Raw genomic sequence first — 21,819 nt, forward strand, 5'->3', positions numbered from 1 at the left:
AATCATCGGCATATAAATGGTGACACGGTCACCTTTTTTTACCCCATGTTTTTTCAACACATTGGATAAACGGCAAACATGCTCATAAAGCTCATTATAAGTGATTTTTTTATCCATATAAGGATTATCGCCCTCCCAAATGAAGGCAACCTGATCCCCATGAGCGCTTAAATGGCGGTCAATACAGTTCCAAGCAACGTTGGTAACACCGTCCTCAAACCATTTAATGGAAACTTTTCTAGAGAAAGAGGCATTTTTAACCTTTGTATAAGGCTTAAACCAATCGATAATTAAGCCATGTTTATCCCAAAAATGATCTGGATTTTCGATACTCTCCTGATACCATTTTTCGTACACTTTTGCGTCAATTAACGCATTATTCTTAACAGATTTTAAAACCGGATAAATTTTTGAGGGCAAGAGAAACCTCTCCTCTTAACAAATGAAAGCGATTGCCCTTGGAAATGAGGAGGGAACCTTTGCTGCAGCCAAAGGAAGAAACTCAATTTATCCCTCTCTTTTAGCATATCTCGTTTTCTTTAAAAATTAATTATTCCAAGACACATAAAAAAGCACATCTCCAAATGACCGCCTCTAAAAACATCAAAAATAAATTTTCAAAGCAATCACAAAAGCCCATTTTAAAAGTGTCTTTTTAATTGACTTTCCTCTTTGAGAAGCGCCCTAATTTTAGATGAAAGTGCATCATATTTCTCCTGATACAAACGAGGATAGAGTTATGACAACACAGGATAAAAAAGCACTCCAGCTGGAATCTGGTTCTGTTTACAAGCACACCCGCCCCACTTTTCCAAAACAAAACGTAGAATGGACGGGCAGTTCCTGGCCTGAAGCGAAAGCGCGAGAGGCTGCCCCTAATTCCCTTGCCAATACTTGGTTTACCAGCCCCACAACGACACTCCCTCCGCCAGATCATGTTGGCGCTTATCAAAATAACCGCCCCGTTGTGCCAAAAGAAAATGCTGAGCGTAAAGCTTGGATTGTTGGCGGTGGTATTGCTGGCTTCAAAGGCGAAAATATTGTCATTTTAGAAGATGAAAATTTTGTTGGAGGCGCTTTTGACGCTTTTGGCGATGCAAAAGAAGGCTACCGTGCCAGAGGAGGGCGTGAACTGACATGGAATCATCAGAATTTATGGGACATGTTCTCTACCATTCCTTCGCCAGAACTCCCCGGATATAGCCTGTTAGATGAATTCCGCTTTACCAATGATTATGCCCAATCCTATTCTAAAGCCCGCCTTTTGCACCAAAAAGGCAAAATTCTGGACTTTTCCACTTTCAATCTAAATCCAGAGCAGAGAAAACGCTTTACCGAATTAGAAATGATGCCCATTGAAAAGGCTTATAGCCTTTCTATCGGAGATTTTTTTGACGAGACCTTTTTTCAAACTAATTTTTGGCTGTTCTGGAAAACACAGTTTGGCTTTGGTGAAGAAAAACATCAAAGCCTTCTGCAATTAAAGCTCTATATGCACCGTTTCCCCGAGGGATTGCCTGGAATGAACAATCTCTCCTGTATGAAATCAAGTAAATATAATCAAAATGACAATTGGGTCAGCCCTATTTGGAAACATCTCTCTGAACAAGGGGGCAGCATACAGTGCCAAACGCTTGTGGAAGAGATTGTTTTTAAGAAAGATAAGTGCGCCGAAGGAGAAACCCTCACAGCCACTTCCCTGAAACTCAAACGGAATGGCAAATCAGAAGAAATTTCACTCTCTGAGAAAGATGTCGTTTTTGCGACAACAGGTTCCCATGTCGCCGGCACGGCCTAGGGAACAACAGATAAAGCACCTGTTACGCCTCAAAATCCTGAGAAGCAATGGGCTTTATGGCGCAACTTGGCAAAAGTGTCTCCTGTTTTTGGCAATCCAGAAACAGCGTGTGGACAAACAGAAAATTCTGGCTGGATGACTTGGTGCGCTACCCTGCCGATGTCCAGTCCGCTTGTTCAGAAAATTTCAAAAGACTATGCCATCAACCCGCCAGAATCAGGAGATGCTGTTACAGGTGGCATTGTCTCCATTATTGATTCAAACTGGACGATTTCTTTCATTGTAGAGCGTCAACCGACTTACCTCAATCAACCTAAAGATGTCTGCGTTATCTGGGGCGACATTCTTAATATGAAAACGCAAGGAAACAAGATTTTCAAAACAGCCAATAAAAGCACAGGAAAAGAAATTCTTGAGGAATTGTGCTACCATCTTGGTCTTGAAGAATCGTTTGAGGCCATTGCCAAAGAGGCCATCGTCCATACTTCCTTTATGCCTTACGGCAAAGGCGATCGCCCCGATATCGTTCCTGATGGTGTGACAAATGTCGGACTTATCGGTCAATTTGTGCAAATGCAGAACGATGTTTCCTTCACTGTTGAAAGTTCGGTTAGAACAGGTCGGGCTGCTGTCTAGAAATTACTGGGGATCAGCAAGCAAGTTCCTGATATTTCACCAACACGCTACGATCTCAGAGTAGTCTTGCGTGCTGCACGGGCTTTAAATAATTATAAACCCAGTGAGCTTGAGCTTAAATTGGCAGCTTTTGTGAAAGGGACTTATTTCGAAAGTCTTCTCCCTCCAGACAAGCTGACAAAAGAAACCGAAGACCCAACTCAAGCCTGAACAGCATCGCAAAAAAAGCATAAAACAATCCCCCTCTTACATTATTAGTAGGAGGGGGATTCTATCCTATTCCTCTGCAATCAAAGACATCGGAATTAAACCACTCGCAAGAATATGATCATGGAAAGCTTGTAATGAGAAATGATCGCCTAAACGCTTTTTCTCTTCATCCCGATATTGCTGGATTTGGATCTTTCCGAGCAAATAAGAATAATAGCCCGGATCAACTGTTCCCCTTCTTGCTTCTTTATAAGCCATGCTGGGAGACTGATAGCAGGCATTTTGCATTAAATCGGTTGCTTCTTTCAAACTCATCTTCCCTGTATGCATTTTAAGAGAAGCCAAGAAACGGCAATCCCGTAAAAGCGCATCTGTCGCCACCATTAAGCGATATTCTGGTTGGGTCGCATGAAAGCCCTCATCGAGCATCATCTGTTCCGTATAATGCGCCCAGCCTTCCGCTGTCGCATAAGAATTACCTTCCTTACGGGTCAATGACCATTCTGGATGGCTATGCAAATAAAGCCCTTGGACAAAATGTCCTGGCATTCCTTCATGCACCGTAATATTTAGCATGGTTGATGTATTTAAGTCCTCCAAATCCTCCTGCTGTTTAAAAGGCGGATCTTTCGGATCAGGCGCTGTTACGTAATAATAAGAGGTTTTAGCTTCTGCCTCGAAAGGCCCTGGCCAAGACATCGCAGCTGTAATCAAAGAACGCTCGAAAGGCAAAGTCGGCGTCACTTTTGGAAAGCTTTTATTCGGCAGGCTGGCAATATGGTGAGAAATCACAAAATCTTGCGTCTCCCGAAGCTGTTCCGCTGCGAGATTCAAAAGCTGGTCGCTCGCAACATGGTCTTTTCTAACCGTTGCAAAAGCTTCTGCTAAATTATTTGGAGAGATAGCTTTCTGCGCTTCTTTTAAGCTGGCTTGATCCTTTTGAAGCTGTTCTTCACCCTGTTTAATCAGGGTTTCAATCGGCGTTGTTGTTAAATCACTTGCAAGTAAGGCTTCAAGATTTTTACGTCCTAAGACATACGTTCCAGAAGCTTTGAGAGATTCTACATGATTGCGGTATTTTTCAATCGCTTTGAGAGCGGATTTTGTTGAGGACTGGAGTTCCCTTTGAAGTTCTTCATTTTTTACCGAAGCAAATGCGAGGGGCACATCCTTTTTAACAAAACTTTCTGCGCCATTAAGATTCTCTTTTGAAACCTCAATAAAAATTTCAGGCACTTGATCCAATTTTTTAGCAGCACTTTGGAAGAATTTTTTAAAAGCATATTCTCTGGCAATCACGTCCTGCATCCGTGTTTCCAAAGGTGCGAAATCACGGCTAATCAAACTATCCAAAGCAGATGTTGCAATCTGCGTATAAAAATCAGGATTATGGATTTGAGGCTGAATTTTTTCTAAGGAAAGAAGCTGTCCATCAATCGAGTGAATTAAAATCTGACGGTCATTCTCTCTGATTTTATTGTCTTTTGGCAAACTAAGGTGCGTAAGCTGGCGGCGTACCGTTTTTAAATAAGCAACGGCTTTTTTATCGGCTTTTTCAGAGGAATCATCTAAAGCTGCGTCCAAATTTCGCCCCTCCATCGTATGAATACCGTCTGATGTCGCTGAAATCGGGCTTTGCAGCCAATGCCATTTAAAATAATCTTTCTCAACTTGAGCAAAAGCATCTAATTGTTTTTGCGCCTTATCAGATGCTTGAGCCGTATTTGAAAGCCCCACACCACCAAATAAAATAAGCGCCAATGCGCTTGAAGACATCAAAGAGACCAGCCGTGGGGGAAAAAGCGCCATAACCAAAAATACCTCATTTTAAAAAACAATGATCTATAATGGGCAAGAATGTCATAAAAAAGCAAGAAGCCTGACGATTTTGCACGCAAATGCAAAAAAGCAACGTTACAAGGCTGGACAAGTTAAAAATATCCTTATTAGAATACGCTTTTTCAATCCAAGGGGTGCCCTTTACGGGGCTGAGATGGCAATGCGCCAGACCCTTCGAACCTGATCTGGCTCATACCAGCGAAGGGATAGGATCTCTATGCTTCTTGCCTTGTCAAAAAGGCGGTGGATTTTCATAACCGCTTTTTCTTTACTGCTCCATCCCGGCTTTGTCCTTGCCGATGAGGCCAAGTTCGCCTCCCCACCTTCTCAAAAAATAAGCAAAAAACACGTACAAAAACTCTCTGACAAAGCCCCTCCGCCAAAACCTGAACATTTCAAAATTTCGTCTCAGCACCGCACCATTTCAGCTGGTGCTGGTCTTATCGCCCCAGAAGAAGGCATGATGGAAAAAAGCACCTCCACAGAAGCCTATATCAAAACGCAAAGCCCTACGGCCAACGCTTTTCAACTGATTGAACTTCAACCCGGAGCAAATGTCTCCAGCTCTGATCAAGTAGGGATTTCATCACAAACAGATATTCAAGTACGCGGTATTTCTGGCTCTGACCTTGGTTATTTATTAGAAGGCATGCCTGTTGGCGACGCTGCCTATGGTGGCGGTTCACCTGCCCAATTCGCAGACAGTGAGAATTATCAATCGATCACACTCAATCAAGAAGGTGGTGAAATTGAAGATCCGTTATTACAGGCTGCTGGCGGTGTCCTTTCGATGCATTATATCAATCCAGCGAGAAAGCCCAGTGTAAAAACAGGCTTTACCTATGGCAGTTGGAATACAGATAAAGAATTTATCCGAGTGGATACAGGTGTTCTTGGCGGCACGAAAATCCGAGCCTTTGGATCTTATTCCTACACACAGGCCAATCAATGGCGTGGCCCCGGGAGCAACACCCGAAACCATGTCGATTTTAAAGCCATTCGTCCCTTTGGAGATAATGACAAAAATTCAGCCGCCGTTGTCATGTCTTTTAACCGCACCATCACTGGCTATTATCCAAAAGTTACCCAATCGCAATGGGAGCAGGAGGGAAAAAATGCAGGGCTTCTTGCCCCTCATTTTGATCCAAATAATGATGTGGGCGGATCTAATTACTATGGATTAGACGAAGACCCCTACCAAGTTATTTACGCAGGTGCGCCCATTAACTGGCAATTTACAAAACACCTCACTTTTAAAGCTGAGCCTTATGGGCAGTATATTTTTGGAAATTCCCCTACAGGAGACCAGTTTATGACAAGTGGAAATTACGCAGGCTATGACCAACCTCTTTCTGGAGATTTTCCAGCACCTGTCAATAATGGCGGCTATGGAACTTATCGGGACAACTGGTATCAAAAAACGACACGGGCAGGAGCAACCATTAGCATCAAGCATGATTTAAAATGGAATCATTTCACACTCGGCTACTGGTATGACCATGTCACTGACAGTGAGCAAATGAATTATGTGCCTGTAGAACAAAACGGCTATGCCCCCAATATTTGGGGTGATAATCCGTCAACAATGCTGCCACTTCCAGATGGGCAAGTTTGGAACACTACCAACATGTATAGCGTTAAGCACACCAATGCCGCCTATATTGAAGATCAGCTTGATTTACCTTTTCGCATTCATCTCACAGGAGGCTTTAAAGAAGTCATTGAGAGCATAGACGCTCACAATCTTGTTTCTGGCCCTCAAAAATCAAGCCGAACCACTTACGCCATTCCCCTGCCTCGTGCTGGTCTTGTCTGGAAATTAAGCAATCATGATCAAATTTTTGCCAATGGCGTGACAAATTTCAGAACGCCTTCTGTCACCGCCTTTTACGATACCTATAATCTTACAAATTACGGTGATCCCACAGGATTAGGCGGTATCTCTGCGACAGGGGCGCAAAATCTTAAAAACGAGTATTCTATCAACGAAGAAATTGGCTGGCGGCATAAAGGACGCTACGTTGTGACCTCTCTTACCTTTTTTAATTATAATTTTACAAACCGCCTTATTACGAGCGTCAATGACCATAATATCAGCACAACGATCAATGCTGGCGGGCAAACCTCCCGAGGGGTCGATGGTGCGATTGGTTTCAAACCTATTCGGGGCTTCTCCCCTTATCTGAGTTTTGAATATTTAGATGCCGTTAATAACAGCGACATGGCGGTTGGTGGGACATATCTCCCCACCAAAGGGAAAAAAGCGATTGAATCCCCTGAATTTTCTGGAAGCATTGGACTACGTTATGACTGGCACGGCTTTTTTGGCCTCATTACCGCCCATTATAAAGGCCCTCAATATTCAACTTTTATGAATGACCAGTCTATTCCAGGCTATGCAACCGCTAATTTATCTGTCGGCTATAAAGGAAAAGATTTTGGTCCTGTAAAAGCCCCAAGCTGGCAATTAAATTTCACCAATCTCTCAAACCAAACCTATTTATCAGGTGTCGGCACACCGACCCTAAATGCACAGGCTGTAAAAGCCATCAATGGCACGATTATCCAAGGGCAAGCCCCTAAATATTATATTGATGGCGGTTTTGGCGTTATCGGCAGTATGAGTGCTGGTTTTTAAAATACTTTTTCATGTTTTTAAGGAAAATTTATGAAGTCTAAACTTTTTGCAACTCTTTTTTCTATCACCTTCTTACTTCCCAGTTTTTCTTTTGCCACTTCTCAACACCGTCCTTTTTCAGAAGAAGCATGGGAAAAAATTGCCCCTCTTTACGAAAAAATTCGCAACCATCCTTTTAATCAAGAGCTTGAAAAAGGAACATTGGAGAAGAAGAAATTTGATTTTTATGCAGCACAGGACGCTTATTACCTGAAAAATTATGCCAAAAGCTTTGAACTTCTCGCTGCCAAACTGGAAAATCCAAAAGATGCGCAACTCGCTTTAGCATTCGCTAGCGACGCCCTTCAGGAACAAATAGATCAATGGCACAAAAAAACAGCGACACAGCCAGCACCAGCGACTCTTCTTTATACAAATTTTGAACTTAGCGTTGCGGCCTTAAAATCCCCGGAAGAAACAGCAGCAACTCTTCTCCCCTGCTTTTGGATTTATGCGGTCCTTGGAGATGAACTCAGCAAAAATGCCACTTCTCCCAATCCGTATGAAAATTGGCTCAAAGATTATGGCAACCCAAAATTCCACCAAGATAATGAGAAAATGAAGGCCCTAGTCAACCGCCTCGCTGAAAATGCCAGCCCTGCTTTGCGTCAAAAAATGCTGGAAGATTTCGTGATGACCTCAAAAATGGAACTTAATTTTTGGGATGCAGCCTATAAATTACAAGATTGGCCTTAATCTTTCCCTAGCCCTTCTGCCTGCATCAAATGCACTCCTTGGCGGAAAGGTTTTACAGAGAGAGCCAGCCCTGTTTTGTCGTCTGTTTCAATCATCACACCACAAACGCAAGCCTCTCCAGAAGCTGGCGCTAATTTTCCACCAGCAAAAGGATGGCGTGTTCTTAAAACAGCGCCTTCTTTTTGCATCCCGATAACACTTTCATAATCACCGCACATACCGGCATCAGTTTGATAAGCCGTTCCCCTTGGCAAAATCCGTGTATCTGCGGTCGGAATATGGGTATGCGTTCCAACAACCAAAGAAACCTGCCCATCAAACGCATTGCCGATTGAGAGTTTCTCACTTGTTGCTTCGCCATGCACATCTAAAATAATAGCTTGAACCGCACGCCCCAATGGAAAACGGCTTAAAAGATTTTCAAGCGCTGCAAAGGGATCATCTGCGATCGGATTCATAAAAATCCGCCCAGCAACATTAATCACTAAAACCTTTTTGCCATTTGGCAAAGGCTTAATGCAAAATCCATTGCCTGGTGTGCTTTTCGGATAATTAAGCGGCCTCACCAGATACGGAAATTCATGAATAACAGGGATAATTTCCTTTCTGTCAAAAGCATGATTTCCGAGTGTGATACTATCCACCCCAGCGTCAAAAAATTCTTTTGCAATCATTGGGCCTAAGCCAAAACCGTGGCTCGCATTCTCAGCATTCACCATAATGAAATCCAAACGATATTCTTGACGCCATTTTGACAAATTTTGCAGAACCGCATCACGGCCAGAACGGCCAACGACATCGCCTAAAAAAAGAATTCTCACGCTATCTTATTTCCTTATATTTTATCATTGCGAGCAGGAAATGTGATAATCCCCTTTTCTGTACAAAGCCCGTCCAGTCTTTGATCATGTACCTGGCAATCTAAAGCCTCACTGTGCTGTAATGTAAAACCATAACCTAACCGAAATATTTTTGGATATTTTGCCAAGAATCTATCATAAAAGCCTCCCCCATACCCTATCCTGTTCCCTTGAGAATCATATCCCAAAAGCGGCACAATAACCCCTTCTAATTTATAAGATTCATCCCTCTCTCCTTGTGGATGCCATGTTCCAAAAGGGCCTTCTTCCATCTTACAATGAGGATGCCAGGTCTTAAAAAAAAGCTGGGATGTTTCAGGAAATGTTTGGGGCAAAAAAATCTCAAACCCTTTTTCAAACAGAGCGTAACAAAGTGGACGCAAGTCAGCCTCTCCCCTTATCGGCCAAACCAAGCCCCATTTTTTTCTTTGGGAATGAAGACAAAAATCAAATAAAAAATGTCGTAAAGCAACTTCATTCTCAGAAGAAAGCGCCTTCACACGCTGTTCCTTCAAATAAGAACGCAGAGAAACCAACATCCTTGCCTTAAGTAAGAGTTTAGAAAAGAGCCACCGTAGCCGTCTCCATTATCAGCCCTCCCGGACCTGCTTTAACAGGTGGGTAGCCGGAAATAATGCAACCACGGCTGCAACAGTGCCAGCTCCCTTAGGAGTGCTTATCGGCCCAGAGGTTGATGTGCGAATAACGTACTCGGCAGCCCTCCCAGTAAGGATAAGCTTTTTCAGCTTAGCGCTCAAGCAAAAGTTATCACGAATTATCCTGCATTTTTTCGCCTTCTTTCTTCGCTTCGAAGAGAACTTTCTCTGCTCTATCTGCCAAAAGAGCAACCTGATGACGGGCTGTCGCCAAAGATAATTCCAGCGCATGAATTTCTTTTTTCTGCACTTCCACCAGATCTATTTTTTCTTGAAGTTCCTGCTGACTTTTTCCTTCAGAAGTTCTTTCGTGCTTAAGTTTTTCTTCCAACTCACTCAAAAGCAAAAGAGAGGTCAAAAACCAGCCATGTGATTCACTATCTGGCCGCAAAGCCCGCGCAACTTTTAAATTGCGATCTTCTAAATTAGCCCCTAATTCTTTAATTTTTTCTTCGTCTTCCTCTTTGCACCAAACAGTATAAAGAGAGCCATTTACGAGAAGGTCTTTTTTAATTGCCATTAGACAGTTTTTCCTACTTCATTCGTTTCTTCTTTTGAGCTTTCCGGAGACTCTTTTGACGCTGTCTCTTCACCCTTTTTATCGAAGAATGCAGGATCAACTTCTCTTAACAAAGATTCTGTTTTAGAACGTACTTCTTCGTACTCTGTTTGCACGAGCGCAATAGAAGCCTGATATTTCTCACGCTGTTTTTTATTCTCATTGCGCAGCTTTAGCTGCGTTTTTTCCGCCTGCTTGCTTAGCTCCAGCAAAGCTTCCAAAGCCGTTTCTAACCTTTTTACTTCTGTTTGAAGCGTTGTTTCTGCTGTCACGCGCCTTCATCCCCTTCCGCACACCTAGAAAATTCCTGCTTCTTCTCTTCTAACGCAATTTTTTATTTAAATCTATTTCCCAAACCAAAGAGATTTAAAAATACATTGAAGCCGTCAAATGCCACGTTCTTGGCAATCCTAAAGCCGCCTCATTTGAAGTATTCGGTGCACCATTATTTGTTGTTGCAAATGCGGACGACCAATATTGTTCTTGTGTAACATTATCGACTGTGAAACGAAAAACAAGGTTATGATCACAGATTTTCGTTGCATAGCGTGCGCCTAAATCAAGTGTGACATACTCATCCGCCCAAGTCGTATTGGTCACATTTGCAGCCCTTGTGCCAACATAATGCACATTTGCATTAAAAGCCAAACCCGAAACGAGTTCTTTTGGCACACGCCAATCAAATAAAATATCGGCCTGCCAAGGCGCTACCCCTGTAACTTTTCTATGAGACGTCAGTGGATTTCCTGTATTTTCCAATTCGGCATGATCCCATGTAAAACCCCCTAAAATCGAAAGGTCTCGCGTAAGATTGCCTGACATCTGATACTCAATCCCATAATCATGCTGAGATCCGAAAAGCCCATAAACAGGACGCCCATTAATCATGTCATCAAAATTATCAAACGCATAAGGACGCGTTGCAGCGAAGCCGTCTAAGTTGATTTGCAGCTTTTTCCGAACTGTCCATTTCAAGCCCCCCTCAAACTGCTCTGAACGGATAAGAGGTAAAATATCACCATTATTTGCTGAACCTCCTGGGGCAACAGGGCCCGGCTGAATAGATTTTCCCCAGTTAAAGTAAAAATTTAATTCTTTTCTAGGGTGAAAGGTCATGCCAACACTTGGTGAAAAAGCCACATTCGCATCATAATGCCGTGTTTCTTCTCCTTTCGGATTAAATCCCATTGTCCTAATCCACCCCCATGAAAACTCCCCCATCACGGTAAAATAGCGTCCAATATCCATTGTATCGCCTGCGATTAAAGACTGTGTCGCCATATAACCAGCATGATACTGACCTAAAATCCCTGGATGTTGCCCTAATCCATGAACAACACTCGGACTATACATAGGAGAGGTATCAATAATGATTGGATTTTCGTCTACAATTGGAACATCATAATTGGACTCATAGCCATTCGTCCCTAAATTTACTTGATGATGAATAAGCCCTGTTCGAAAATCTCCGTTTAAATACGCAAAATTACTCCAAAGCATATAATTATCATTCTGATCACTGTGAATCAGAGTCTGCTGGTAGCAACTGCCGTCAATGCCATGCCCTGCGCAGTAAGAAGAAGAGCCAATATTATTGGAAATATTAAACGTATTTCTCGCTGTATCCTGATACAAGCCCCCTAATTTTGCCTTCCAATGGCGGCTAATATCAATAAAAAGCTTTTCCATCCCCATCGAAGCCGAAGTCACACTTCCGCCATTAGATTGTCCATATCCAGGCGTTGCCGCATTGGGAGCCGATGGCAGCTGCACATTTTCCGCATAAGCAAATTCACCCGGCAGTCCATAAACGCCAATTGTATATTGACTGGCATCTAATTCGAGCTTCATGCGTTTGTTTAATTGAATATCAAAATCACCACTAATCATATCCCGCCAAATATTTGAATTGGCGACATAGCTTTGACCTGTTTGATTTAAAAGATTGATCCGCCCCTTAATCGGTCCTTTTCCCATCGAAAAATCTCCCGATTCAAGAGGCGCACCATTGGAATCATACCCAAAATTAAAATTAAAAAAGGGCTGTTTTGTTGGACGTTTCAGCGTCATATCCATAATACCAGCAGGACTCATCGGTCCATACATAGCGCCAGCCATGCCGTTTAAAACAGCTAAATGATCAAACTGTTCACTGGTATAAGGCGCACTAATACGAGCCGTTAACCCATCAATACGGGAATTTGTTACATCATCTCCAACAAATCCACGGTTCACAATCTCACTCGTTGAATCATTAGCCGTATCCCATTGCACAGAGGGCATATATTCCGTTGCATCTTCCATATTACGGATCTGCTGATTTTCAACCACATCATGAGAAGCTGACATAACAGAAAAAGGCGCTTTTTCCCCAGGAATCTTCCCCAAAGGCCCCAGATCAACTTCTTTATTGAGGTAATCTGCTTTAACGCCACTTACCTCGTTTGCAACAGCTTCCTGCTGATCTGTTTTCTTTCCCCGAACATAAACACGCTCTCCTGCTGTTTTCTGAGAAGGCGCTTTAACCTGCGAAGAGGCTTCCGCTGCCTTAGCCGTACCAGCCTCTTGAATAGCCAAAACAGCGCATATCCCTGCCACACCTCGCATAATAACAACAGCATCGGGGGCAAAACGTATTTTTTCCGGTAAAATAGGTGGCAAAGGGCATGAGAAAATCTTACGCCGCAAATAACCTGCATAATGTTTCATCAGACGAATAGACAAAATTAAATTTACACCAAATCTGGCGCTTCTCCCTGAAGAATTTTCTCCAAAATTTCGTCTGAAGGCTTGAGATCATAAAATTCTTTATAGAAAAAACGCATTTTCTTTTTAATCTCGTTTTCATCTTCTCGTGTCTTTCCAGACATCACCCATTTTGCCCAAAGAAGCTGTAACGCAAGCTCTGGTCCAGATCTGTCCCAAAGAAACAATCCCGCTGGATTTCGATAAATATGATTTTCTTTAGCAGCCTTTAAAAGAAATGCCCCCTTAGGAACAGTCGGTGCTTTCCACGATCCAGCATTCGCTTGAAGAATAATAATGTCTGGATTCCAAGCGTAAACTTGCTCCCATGTAATCGGCTTTTTATTACCTTTCCCTGTAAAAACATTTTGCCCGCCCGCATTTTGAATCCATTCTTCTATAACAGTCTCTTTGCCATCCGCTTTCAAAGGCTCTAACGAAGAAATATGCAATACTTTAGGGCCCGAAGATACTTCTCTGCTATGTCCTTTCCAGCCATGCGGTATGCAGAAAGTTGTCTCCATATTGACAGGCGCATGTCCTAAATTTTCAATAAGAAATTTTTGATATTTTTCCGCCCGACCTAAAGAAAGAGGCGTATTTTCAAGCGAAGCACTCTTTTTTACACAGGCCAACAGGCCTGCGTAATCAACAAAATCCATGAGGGCGACATGAAGACCCATTTTTTCTAACTGATCCATTTTGCCGGCACGCTCCCCCGGCAGAACGACTAAGCTGGGATGAAGCAAAAGCATCTCTTCGGCACTCATACCCCCAACGGGAACAGTCTTTATCTTTTTCAAAGATGGGAAAAGCTCATAAAGCCAAGGCACACGGCCAACTTCTGAGGCAGCTGCTGTTACTTTTGCCCCCATCATCACGTCTATCGGAAGATGAGAGAACCACTCATCAATCACACCACCGCCTTCTGGAAGCGCTAAGGAAGATTTTTCTTGAGCGGAAACAGCTTCAAAAGAAATAGCAAAAACAAAGAGGCAAAAAAGAATAAAACGCATGAATGGAGATTAAGTATGATATTTATTTAAAAAATACATACTTAATCTACCCGTAAGACATCTTTGTAAAGCATGTTCTACGCATAAGAAGCTTCAAAATATGATATTATAGTAAAAACATCACACTTAAATTTATATCCAAATCACATCTGTGATTTTAGGCGCGTTTGTAGCGAGCATCACCAGCCGATCAAAGCCCAAAGCAATCCCTGAACAATCTGGTAAATCTTTTAACCCTTCCAAAAAAGCCTCATCCATTTCCCATTTTTGATCTGGATAGAGTGCCTCACGCCGTTTACGGTCCAGCTCAAACCGCCTACGCTGCTCTGCGACATCTGAAAGCTCCTCAAAGGCATTTGCCAGTTCCAACCCGCCAGCATACAACTCAAAACGAAGGGCTTCTCTCGAATCTTGTGGATTTAACTTTGCTAAAGCTGCCTGTGGCGCTGGCCAGTGGGTTAAAAAAGTTGGTTTATTTTTTCCTAAATGCGGTTCAATCTTCTCAAGAAGAAGGCGAAAAAATAAATCCTCCCACCCTTCACCTTCTCTCAAGGCAACACCTGCCTGATCGGCTAAAGCGTTTGCATTTCCAATTGTTCCCAAAACATCTGCATCAACATATTTTTCGAAAGCTTCGGACATTTTCACACGCTCAAAATCCTGCGAAATCATAATTTCATCGCCATGCCTAAAAACTTTTGAGGGTAAAAGTGCCTGCACAAAATCCTGTGTTTCCTGCATTAAGCTCTCAAGGTCTGCACTAGGCCGATACCATTCCAACATTGTAAATTCAGGATGATGGTGATCGCTTCCCTCGGCATTACGCCAGACCCTTGCAAATTGATAAATTGGCATTTTTGTTGCAGCAACAAAGCGTTTCATGGCAAATTCAGGACTTGTATGCAAAAAACGCTGAGATTTTCCACCTTGAGGATGTTCCAAAAACGTTGAAAACACCCGCAAATGCACTTCTTCTCCCGGACTCTTCACGAGATAAGGGGTTTCTACCTCCAAATAGCCACGCCTATCAAAAAAAGAACGTCCATCCTTTAAGATTTCTGCCCTGCGTTTTAATAAAATTGCTTTCATATCTTCCATAAATTACGAAACCTGTGATCCCTTGACGAATTCTGCTCTTAAAACAACCCTACGTCATTTTTATCAGCTTGTAGAACATAAGCTTCTTCCCGAAACTTCCCCAGTTCCAAATTGGCAGGATCAGCTTGAGAAAAAATATGCGATTGCTGTGCCTCCAACTTTTGCCAAACTTATTCAAACTCCCAATGATCCAATAGCCAAACAAGTCTTGCCAGATGAGCGGGAATTACACACGCAATCTTATGAAATTCCAGACCCAACGGCAGACGAAACTTTTTCTCCCATTCCTGGCATCATCCACCGTTATCCACATCGAGTCCTTTTTAAACCGCTTTTAGTCTGCCCACTCTATTGCCGCTTTTGCTTTCGGCGTGAATTTGTTGGTCAAACAGGCCAAGGCCATGAAGCAGGCCTTCTTTCACAAGAACATCTTGAAAAAGCCTTAAACTGGATTGCTGAACATTCCACCATAAATGAAGTCATTTTAAGCGGTGGCGATCCCCTTCTCCTTTCTCCTCGGCGTTTAAGTTTTCTTTTAGAAACACTTGATAAAATTCCTCATATTAAGACATTACGTATTCATAGCCGTGTGCCTGTGGCTGCGCCGGAACGTATCACAGAAGCGCTTTTAAAAAGCCTAAAAACCGAAAAACCGCTCTGGCTTGCCATTCATGCCAATCATGCTCAAGAATTTTCACCGCAAGCCCAAAAAGCGATTAAAGATTTACGAAAAAATGGCATATTACTTCTGTCTCAATCCGTTTTACTCAAAGGAATCAATGACAATCTTGAGGCGCTCGCCAATCTTTTTGAAGGGTTTCTTGAGATGGGGGTTAAGCCTTATTACCTGCATCATCTTGATCCTGCGCCTGGCACTTCGCATTTTAAAGTTGAGGTTGAAACTGGTTTAGCACTTCTAAAAGCCTTGCGGGGACGCCTCAGTGGCTTAGCTTTTCCAGCTTACACGGCAGAAAGGCCTCAGGGGGGCGGAAAAATTCCTTTAGGCCCTGCGTATACACTCAAAAAATGATATAAGAGCAAAAATATCTTTAACGATTTATCGAACAAGACTTGCAAGACTTATAGATGCACGATTAAGAGATAAAATGTATAAGCATATTTATGTTAATTTAAATTTTTCTGAAAAGACGATCAAAAGAAGATGAAACAACAGGCTAACCTCATTCGTGCTGGACAAGTCCTCGAACATAACGGACGTCGCTGGACCGTTCTAAAACAGCAAATTCTGACTCCTGGTAAAGGTGGCGCTTTCATTCAAGTTGAAATGAGAGACCTTGAAACTGGTAATAAAACAAATGAGCGCTGGCGCACAGCAGACACAGTCGAACGCCTTCAGACTGAAGACCGTGACTTTATCTATTCCTACATGGATGGCGACAATATCGTTTTGATGGATCCAGAAACCTTTGAGCAAACAATGCTGCACAAAGATTTGCTTGGTGATCAGCTTCCATTCTTGCAAGACAATATGGAAATTGGCGTGCGATTTGTTGACGGTGATGCCGTTGGCGCAACTTTGCCACAACATGTCACGCTTGAAGTTGCCGAAGCAGACCCCGTTGTAAACGGTCAAACCGCCAGCTCCTCTTATAAACCAGCCGTTCTTGCAAATGGTGTTAAAACAATGGTTCCTCCTTTCATTAAAACAGGTGAAAGCATTGTTGTTCGTACCGATGACGCTTCTTACGTTGAACGTGCAAAATAATTACATTTTTCGACTTCTTCTTTTCTGATGTGTGCTTGCCTCCCCTATTTTTTGGGAGGCAAGCATGCCTTTAAGTCTATAATTTAATATAAAAGGTTAGTTCCAATGCGCTTATCCCCCCATATGGCCGTTATGCATAACGCTGCAATAAAAGCAGGTCGTTCGCTATTGCGGGATTTTTCTGATATTGAACGCCTTCATATCAACTCAAAAGCGCCAGGAGATTTCGTTTCCCAAGCTGACCTTAAATCTGAACAGATTATCAAAGAAGAACTTGAGAAGGCACGTCCTGGCTATGGTTTTCTAATGGAAGAAAGCGGCGAAAGCGGCTCTGAAAACTGGACATGGCGCTGGGTTGTCGATCCTTTAGATGGAACTTCCAATTTTCTCCACGGTATTCCGCAATGGGCCGTTTCTATCGGATTGCAACGCCGTCACGAAGATGGATCTATTGAAATCGTTGCTGGAATTGTCCATAGCCCTGTTGTCCAAGAAACTTACTGGGCGGAAAAAGGGCTTGGCGCATTTCTAAATGATCGGCGCATCCGTGTTTCTAATAGAACACGCCTCTCCGAAGCCTTAATTGCAACAGGGATTCCTTTTGCCGCCTCTACAAAAGCCATTCAACGCCCCTTCCTGAACGTCCTAGCAACCCTCATGCCACGTGTTGCAGGCGTCCGACGTTTTGGCGCAGCCGCTTTAGACCTTGCTGGCGTTGCTTGCGGGCGTTTTGACGGTTTTTGGGAATATAACTTAAAACCTTGGGATTGTGCGGCTGGCATTATTCTCATCCGTGAAGCTGGTGGACAGATAACAGATTCTGAAGGTGGAATCCTTGATGCAAATCTCAAAGGAGGTTTGAATGTTGTCGCAGGAAATCAACCTTTATTCGCACGTCTGCAAAAACTCGTTGACCGGGCGCTTGTTCTCTCAAAGACATAAGCTAAACATCTTAATCTTAAAAAAATCCGCTGACTTTAAGTCTTAATTGAAACCTGTCTGTTTGGAGGATATTTCTCTTTTGAATTGCCAACATAACCGCAAAATAAAAATAGATTTTCATTTTCCAAATGCCAGGTTTCTAAGCAAAAAGTTCTTTTTTTTGCTTCTTCCCCTTTTTTACACCCCTTTTCCAGCTTGGGCACAAATTTCTACAAATTTAAATGCCCTTCCAGGATCTGCGCCCTCTGCAGAGACGCAGCAGCCAGCACCTCAAGGAGAAAACGCTCCACCTCCAAAAGATAATTTTGGCGCATCTGCTGGCGTTCCAACAGATGGGATCGTTTCTCAGGATCAGGCCCAGAAAGCAGCTGATAATCTTGGCATTGAAGGCGCAAATAATGGCTTTCAGCAAAACACGCCGCAACAAAATAATCCACAGAATCAAGGCGAAAACTCGCCCCCAGCGCCTGCCCAGCCGCAAGAAGAAAGCCCGTCAGCTGACAGCGCCCCCGATCCCTCTGCCGCTCCCACGCCTTATGAAAATTCTATGAGTCCTGTGAGCCGTTCAGGAACAACGCTTGTGCCACCTATTCCAGCCTCTCCGCCGCCGTTGATTTTAGCGCCTCCTTTCCCTGCCGTAGCACTTCATCCACCTGTTGACCCAGAACCTGTTGAACCCGTGAATGGCGCAATTTCAGACACACGCCCGCTGGCCAATTCTCTTGATGGACTGCGGGTCGAGTTTGCGCCTCTCAAAGATGATATGGATCAAGAAACCATTGAAGCCATCACCCGTTTTGGAAAACAGATGGCGGAAAATCCAAAAAAACGCCTTATGATGGAAGGTTTTTCAGGCGCTCAAGATGATGACCCTTCTTTGCCTCGTCGCCTAGCCCTCCAACGCCTCTTAAAGATCAGATCTATTCTTATGCATTCAGGCGTTGCCTCCACACGCATCTATCCAAATACGATTGGCATTCCGCACCCCAATACGCATGAAACAAACGGCCCTTCAGACCGTGTCGATATTTATCCAGAAGAGAACCCAAACGAAATTATCCCAGCAGATGATGCGCTTGCTCGTGCGCAGAAAGCCTATGGACCACCGCCAACAGTCCCTGAGCCTGCACAGCCTCAAGCTGCCTCTAATTAAGTTCTGGCTACTGACAAATTTTCAAAATTATCCTAAATAAAGAATATGACTAACACGCCCTTATCTCTCATCCGCAATTTTTCAATTATCGCCCATATCGATCATGGAAAATCTACTCTCGCCGATCGCTTAATTGAAGCTTGTGGCGCTCTCACTGCCCGGGAAATGAAAGGGCAAGTTCTTGACTCAATGGATCTGGAACAAGAGCGTGGAATCACAATTAAAGCCCAAACGGTGCGCCTTACCTATCCTGCGAAAGATGGGAAAACCTATATTCTCAATCTTATGGATACACCAGGCCATGTTGATTTTGCTTACGAGGTCAGCCGTTCTTTAGCCGCCTGCGAAGGGTCTCTGCTTGTGGTGGATGCCTCCCAAGGGGTCGAGGCTCAAACAATGGCAAATGTCTATCAAGCTATTGATGCCGACCACGAAATTATCCCCGTCCTCAATAAAGTCGATTTGCCCGCAGCAGATGTTCCAAAAACGAAAGAGCAAATTGAAGACATGGTTGGCATTGATGCCGATGATGCTGTTGAGGTCAGCGCAAAAACTGGTCTCAATATTGGGGCTGTTCTTGAGGCGCTGGTTCAGCGCCTTCCCGCCCCAAAAGGCGATCCTGACGCACCGCTTCAAGCCCTTCTTGTCGATAGCTGGTATGATTCCTATCTTGGCGTTATCACTTTAATCCGAATTAAAGAAGGTACGGTCCGCAAAGGCGATATGATTCGCATGATGGAAACAGGAGCAACCTACCGTGTTGACCAGCTGGGCGTTTTTCAGCCTAAAATCACCCCTGTTGATACGCTTGGCCCTGGCGAAATTGGCTTTATCAATGCGGCTATTAAAACCGTCGCAGATTGTAAAGTCGGTGACACCATCACTTTGGATAAACGTCCAGCAACAAAAATGCTTCCCGGCTTTAAACCCTCCATTCCTGTTGTTTGGTGCGGTCTTTTCCCTGTGGATGCCGATGATTTTGAGCATTTAAGGGATTCTTTGGAAAAGCTGCGCTTAAATGATGCTTCTTTCCATTTTGAAGCAGAAACATCTGCGGCTTTAGGACTTGGTTTTCGGTGTGGTTTCCTTGGTCTATTACATCTGGAAATTATTCAAGAACGTCTCTCACGAGAATTCGATCTTGATCTCATTGCAACTGCGCCTTCCGTTATTTATCACGTCTATAAAACAGACGGCGAAGTTGAGCATATCCATAACCCAGCCGATATGCCTGATCCTGTTAAGATTGAAATGATTGAAGAGCCTTGGATTAAAGCCAATATTCTCGTTCCCGATGAATATCTCGGCGCTGTTTTAAAGCTTTGCAGTGAACGGCGTGGGGTTCAATTAGATCTCACCTATGTTGGAACGAGAGCTTTAGCTGTTTACCGCCTTCCTTTAAACGAGGTCGTTTTTGATTTTTACGACAAATTGAAATCCCTAACCCGTGGCTATGCTTCTTTTGATTACCAGATGGACGGTTATGAAGAAGGCGATTTGGTGAAAATCTCTATTCTGGTGAACCAAGAGCCTGTTGATGCGCTTTCCTTTATTGCCCATCGTGCCGCATCTGAAATGCGTGGACGTGCCATTTGCGCCAAATTAAAAGACCTCATTCCCCGCCAGCTCTTTAAAATTGCTATTCAGGCAGCGATTGGCTCACGTGTCATTGCCCGTGAAACTGTTGGCGCACTTTCCAAAGACGTGACGGCTAAATGTTATGGCGGTGACGTTTCAAGAAAACGCAAACTTCTTGAAAAACAAAAAGAAGGAAAAAAACGAATGCGTCAATTTGGCAAAGTCGAAATTCCTCAAAAAGCCTTCTTAGCTGCTCTCAAGATTGACTAATGAACATCATGGCAGCACAGTCCCCCGAAAATAAATTTCCGTCGATGGCTGTGTTGCTCGTTCTTGGGAAATATAATCAGCTTGCAGCGCTAGAATACTGGCTTGCCCACCATCTTGCCCTTGGTCTGTCAGTCTTTATCGCTTTTTCACAAGAAGAAGAATGTAAAGAATTTCTGACTTGGCAGTCCCTTCTCGAACTTCTATCGAAAAGAGAAAAAATTACTCTTTTGGGCGTTTTTGAAACAAGTCTGCCTGCCGAAGAAACCTTTCTCAGAACGGCAGAAGAACAGAATTTTTCCTTTACGCTTCGCCTTGCTTTAGACGAATTTTTTGTTCCAAATCTTTTAGACAAAAAAGAAGAAATTAACGAGGCGAAACCTTATCCTTTCATAAAAATTCCCTATCGGCATTGCGGTCTTTTAGGACATTCTCCGCAAAAAATCTTAAAAGAAGGACTTCACCCGAGACATTTTTACACAAAAATGACGGATGGAGAGTTTGTTGCCGATACAGAAGGACGTTCTCTCTTTGTTTTATCTAATCAACCATGCGCAGACAGCCTTCAAAAAGCGGGCATTCTCCACGATGCGGCTGCCAGCTCTTTAACTTTCGAAGCACGTCATTTTTTTAATCAAGGCTCTCAAAAAATTCCATCTTTTGCAATTCCAGCAAGGTGCAATGAAATTACCGCCTATTTTTGGCAGGATGTCCTCCGCCATTTTTTAATAACAAGAAAATCACTTCCTGATTGGTTGCGTTTTCCACGCTTAGCACTTTCATGGCATTTTTTAGCCTTGGAAAATAAAAAAGTTCTAGCCGTCAATCATAAAAACAAAGAACTTTGCGCTATTTCCGCTCATGGCGAAGAAAATTATTCACGCCTGATTTTAGCCAAGGAAATGACAGAATCCCAATCAAAAGAAGGCTGGCTTTGCCTGCTTGACCCTGCCCCCTTCCCCTTTTTGCCACTCAAAAAATGCCATTCCCGGACAATAGCGTTGAGTGTTCAAATTGAGGAAATCGCAACAGACTTAACGGCTAAAATTAAAATTCTTCCCACAGAACAAACTTTAACTTTAGACGAAGAAAAACATTTTACCCTCTTAGACTTTTCAAAAAACTTGCTCCCTTATGAGCTGGCCATGCTTGAACGCCTCCTTTCCAAAGGAAAGGCTGAAGGCGATAAAAAAAACCTTTTAGATGGATTTCCTGCCCCTCCTGTAACGGCGCTTTGGGCACTCATGACACGCCCTGAATTTTTTCACGCAAAAACAAATTGCCCAGTGTTTTCTCTCTTAACAGCTTTGTTAGATCCTCTCATGCTTTCTGCCCCTTCCACTCAAGAGCTTTGTCTTTAAAT

Annotated in this window: 19 protein-coding genes, 1 other RNA gene and 1 riboswitch (1 of these 21 cut by a window edge); of the genes, 10 read left to right on the forward strand and 10 right to left on the reverse strand. The window is 43.3% G+C overall.

Annotation, left to right across the window (positions count from 1 at the left end; translation table 11 throughout):
- Positions 1-420: the start of an acetate--CoA ligase gene (gene acs / locus FAI40_01920; GenBank protein QCE34190.1), read on the reverse strand. It extends 1,536 nt beyond the left edge of the window; 420 of the gene's 1,956 nt are visible here — the first part of the coding sequence; its start codon is at positions 418-420; its stop codon lies off the left edge, out of view.
- A 274-nt stretch (positions 421-694) separates the two neighbouring features.
- On the opposite strand from acs, the gene FAI40_01925 reads away from it, so the two are divergent.
- Together FAI40_01925 and FAI40_01930 are read left to right on the forward strand one after the other, a co-directional pair.
- Positions 695-1,798 (forward strand): hypothetical protein, encoded by a 1,104-nt coding sequence (locus FAI40_01925; GenBank protein ID QCE34191.1) that lies wholly within the window; start codon positions 695-697, stop codon positions 1,796-1,798.
- Between the two features lie 66 nt (positions 1,799-1,864).
- Positions 1,865-2,434, forward strand: a complete 570-nt coding sequence (locus tag FAI40_01930) for a hypothetical protein (protein QCE34192.1) — start codon at positions 1,865-1,867, stop codon at positions 2,432-2,434.
- Between the two features lie 276 nt (positions 2,435-2,710).
- On the opposite strand, the gene FAI40_01935 is transcribed toward FAI40_01930, so the two are convergent.
- On the reverse strand, positions 2,711-4,453 hold the full coding sequence (locus tag FAI40_01935; GenBank protein ID QCE34193.1) for a DUF885 domain-containing protein: 1,743 nt from the start codon (positions 4,451-4,453) through the stop codon (positions 2,711-2,713).
- Between the two features lie 150 nt (positions 4,454-4,603).
- A riboswitch (TPP riboswitch) is annotated at positions 4,604-4,708 on the forward strand.
- Here FAI40_01935 and FAI40_01940 point away from each other — a divergent pair.
- Entirely contained in the window at positions 4,701-7,121 is a 2,421-nt protein-coding gene (locus FAI40_01940; GenBank protein QCE34194.1) for a TonB-dependent receptor, read from the forward strand. It overlaps the preceding riboswitch by 8 nt.
- 30 nt (positions 7,122-7,151) lie before the next feature.
- Positions 7,152-7,856 (forward strand): thiaminase II, encoded by a 705-nt coding sequence (locus FAI40_01945; GenBank protein ID QCE34195.1) that lies wholly within the window; start codon positions 7,152-7,154, stop codon positions 7,854-7,856.
- On the opposite strand, the gene FAI40_01950 is transcribed toward FAI40_01945, so the two are convergent.
- The 8 genes from FAI40_01950 to genX form a co-directional block, all read right to left on the reverse strand.
- Positions 7,853-8,677 (reverse strand): TIGR00282 family metallophosphoesterase, encoded by an 825-nt coding sequence (locus tag FAI40_01950; protein QCE34196.1) that lies wholly within the window; start codon positions 8,675-8,677, stop codon positions 7,853-7,855. The genes FAI40_01945 and FAI40_01950 overlap by 4 nt on opposite strands.
- Before the next feature lie 14 nt (positions 8,678-8,691).
- Positions 8,692-9,255: a 5-formyltetrahydrofolate cyclo-ligase gene (locus tag FAI40_01955; protein ID QCE34197.1), complete on the reverse strand. Its 564-nt coding sequence runs from the start codon at positions 9,253-9,255 to the stop codon at positions 8,692-8,694.
- Between the two features lie 23 nt (positions 9,256-9,278).
- A non-coding RNA gene (gene ssrS / locus FAI40_01960) (6S RNA) lies at positions 9,279-9,440 on the reverse strand.
- Between the two features lie 44 nt (positions 9,441-9,484).
- Entirely contained in the window at positions 9,485-9,892 is a 408-nt protein-coding gene (gene zapA, locus FAI40_01965; GenBank protein ID QCE34198.1) for a cell division protein ZapA, read from the reverse strand.
- On the reverse strand, positions 9,892-10,203 hold the full coding sequence (locus tag FAI40_01970) for a hypothetical protein (protein QCE34199.1): 312 nt from the start codon (positions 10,201-10,203) through the stop codon (positions 9,892-9,894). The genes zapA and FAI40_01970 overlap by 1 nt, the downstream gene beginning before the upstream one ends.
- 94 nt (positions 10,204-10,297) lie before the next feature.
- Complete coding sequence (locus FAI40_01975) at positions 10,298-12,655, reverse strand: TonB-dependent siderophore receptor (GenBank protein QCE34200.1); 2,358 nt, start codon at positions 12,653-12,655, stop codon at positions 10,298-10,300.
- Positions 12,656-12,663: 8 nt separating this feature from the next.
- Positions 12,664-13,692, reverse strand: coding sequence for a hypothetical protein (locus FAI40_01980; GenBank protein ID QCE34201.1), 1,029 nt, complete (start codon positions 13,690-13,692; stop codon positions 12,664-12,666).
- 132 nt (positions 13,693-13,824) lie between these two features.
- A complete protein-coding gene (gene genX / locus FAI40_01985; GenBank protein QCE34202.1) occupies positions 13,825-14,790 on the reverse strand; it encodes an EF-P lysine aminoacylase GenX in 966 nt (321 codons plus the stop codon).
- A gap of 22 nt (positions 14,791-14,812) precedes the next feature.
- Between genX and FAI40_01990 the strand changes: the two genes are divergently transcribed.
- From FAI40_01990 to FAI40_02015, 6 genes are all read left to right on the forward strand, one after another.
- Positions 14,813-15,820 carry a lysine-2,3-aminomutase-like protein gene (locus FAI40_01990; protein QCE34203.1) on the forward strand — a complete coding sequence of 336 codons (1,008 nt, stop codon included), beginning with the start codon at positions 14,813-14,815 and terminating at the stop codon, positions 15,818-15,820.
- 132 nt (positions 15,821-15,952) lie between these two features.
- Positions 15,953-16,516, forward strand: coding sequence for an elongation factor P (gene efp, locus FAI40_01995; GenBank protein QCE34204.1), 564 nt, complete (start codon positions 15,953-15,955; stop codon positions 16,514-16,516).
- Between the two features lie 105 nt (positions 16,517-16,621).
- Entirely contained in the window at positions 16,622-17,458 is an 837-nt protein-coding gene (locus tag FAI40_02000) for an inositol monophosphatase (GenBank protein QCE34205.1), read from the forward strand.
- A gap of 160 nt (positions 17,459-17,618) precedes the next feature.
- Positions 17,619-18,611 (forward strand): hypothetical protein, encoded by a 993-nt coding sequence (locus FAI40_02005; protein ID QCE34206.1) that lies wholly within the window; start codon positions 17,619-17,621, stop codon positions 18,609-18,611.
- 45 nt (positions 18,612-18,656) lie between these two features.
- Positions 18,657-20,459, forward strand: coding sequence for an elongation factor 4 (lepA, locus tag FAI40_02010; GenBank protein ID QCE34207.1), 1,803 nt, complete (start codon positions 18,657-18,659; stop codon positions 20,457-20,459).
- Between the two features lie 8 nt (positions 20,460-20,467).
- A complete protein-coding gene (locus FAI40_02015) occupies positions 20,468-21,817 on the forward strand; it encodes a hypothetical protein (protein QCE34208.1) in 1,350 nt (449 codons plus the stop codon).
- The last annotated feature ends 2 nt before the right edge of the window (positions 21,818-21,819 follow it).

The sequence above is a fragment of the Acetobacteraceae bacterium genome (assembly GCA_004843345.1).
GTDB lineage: Bacteria > Pseudomonadota > Alphaproteobacteria > Acetobacterales > Acetobacteraceae.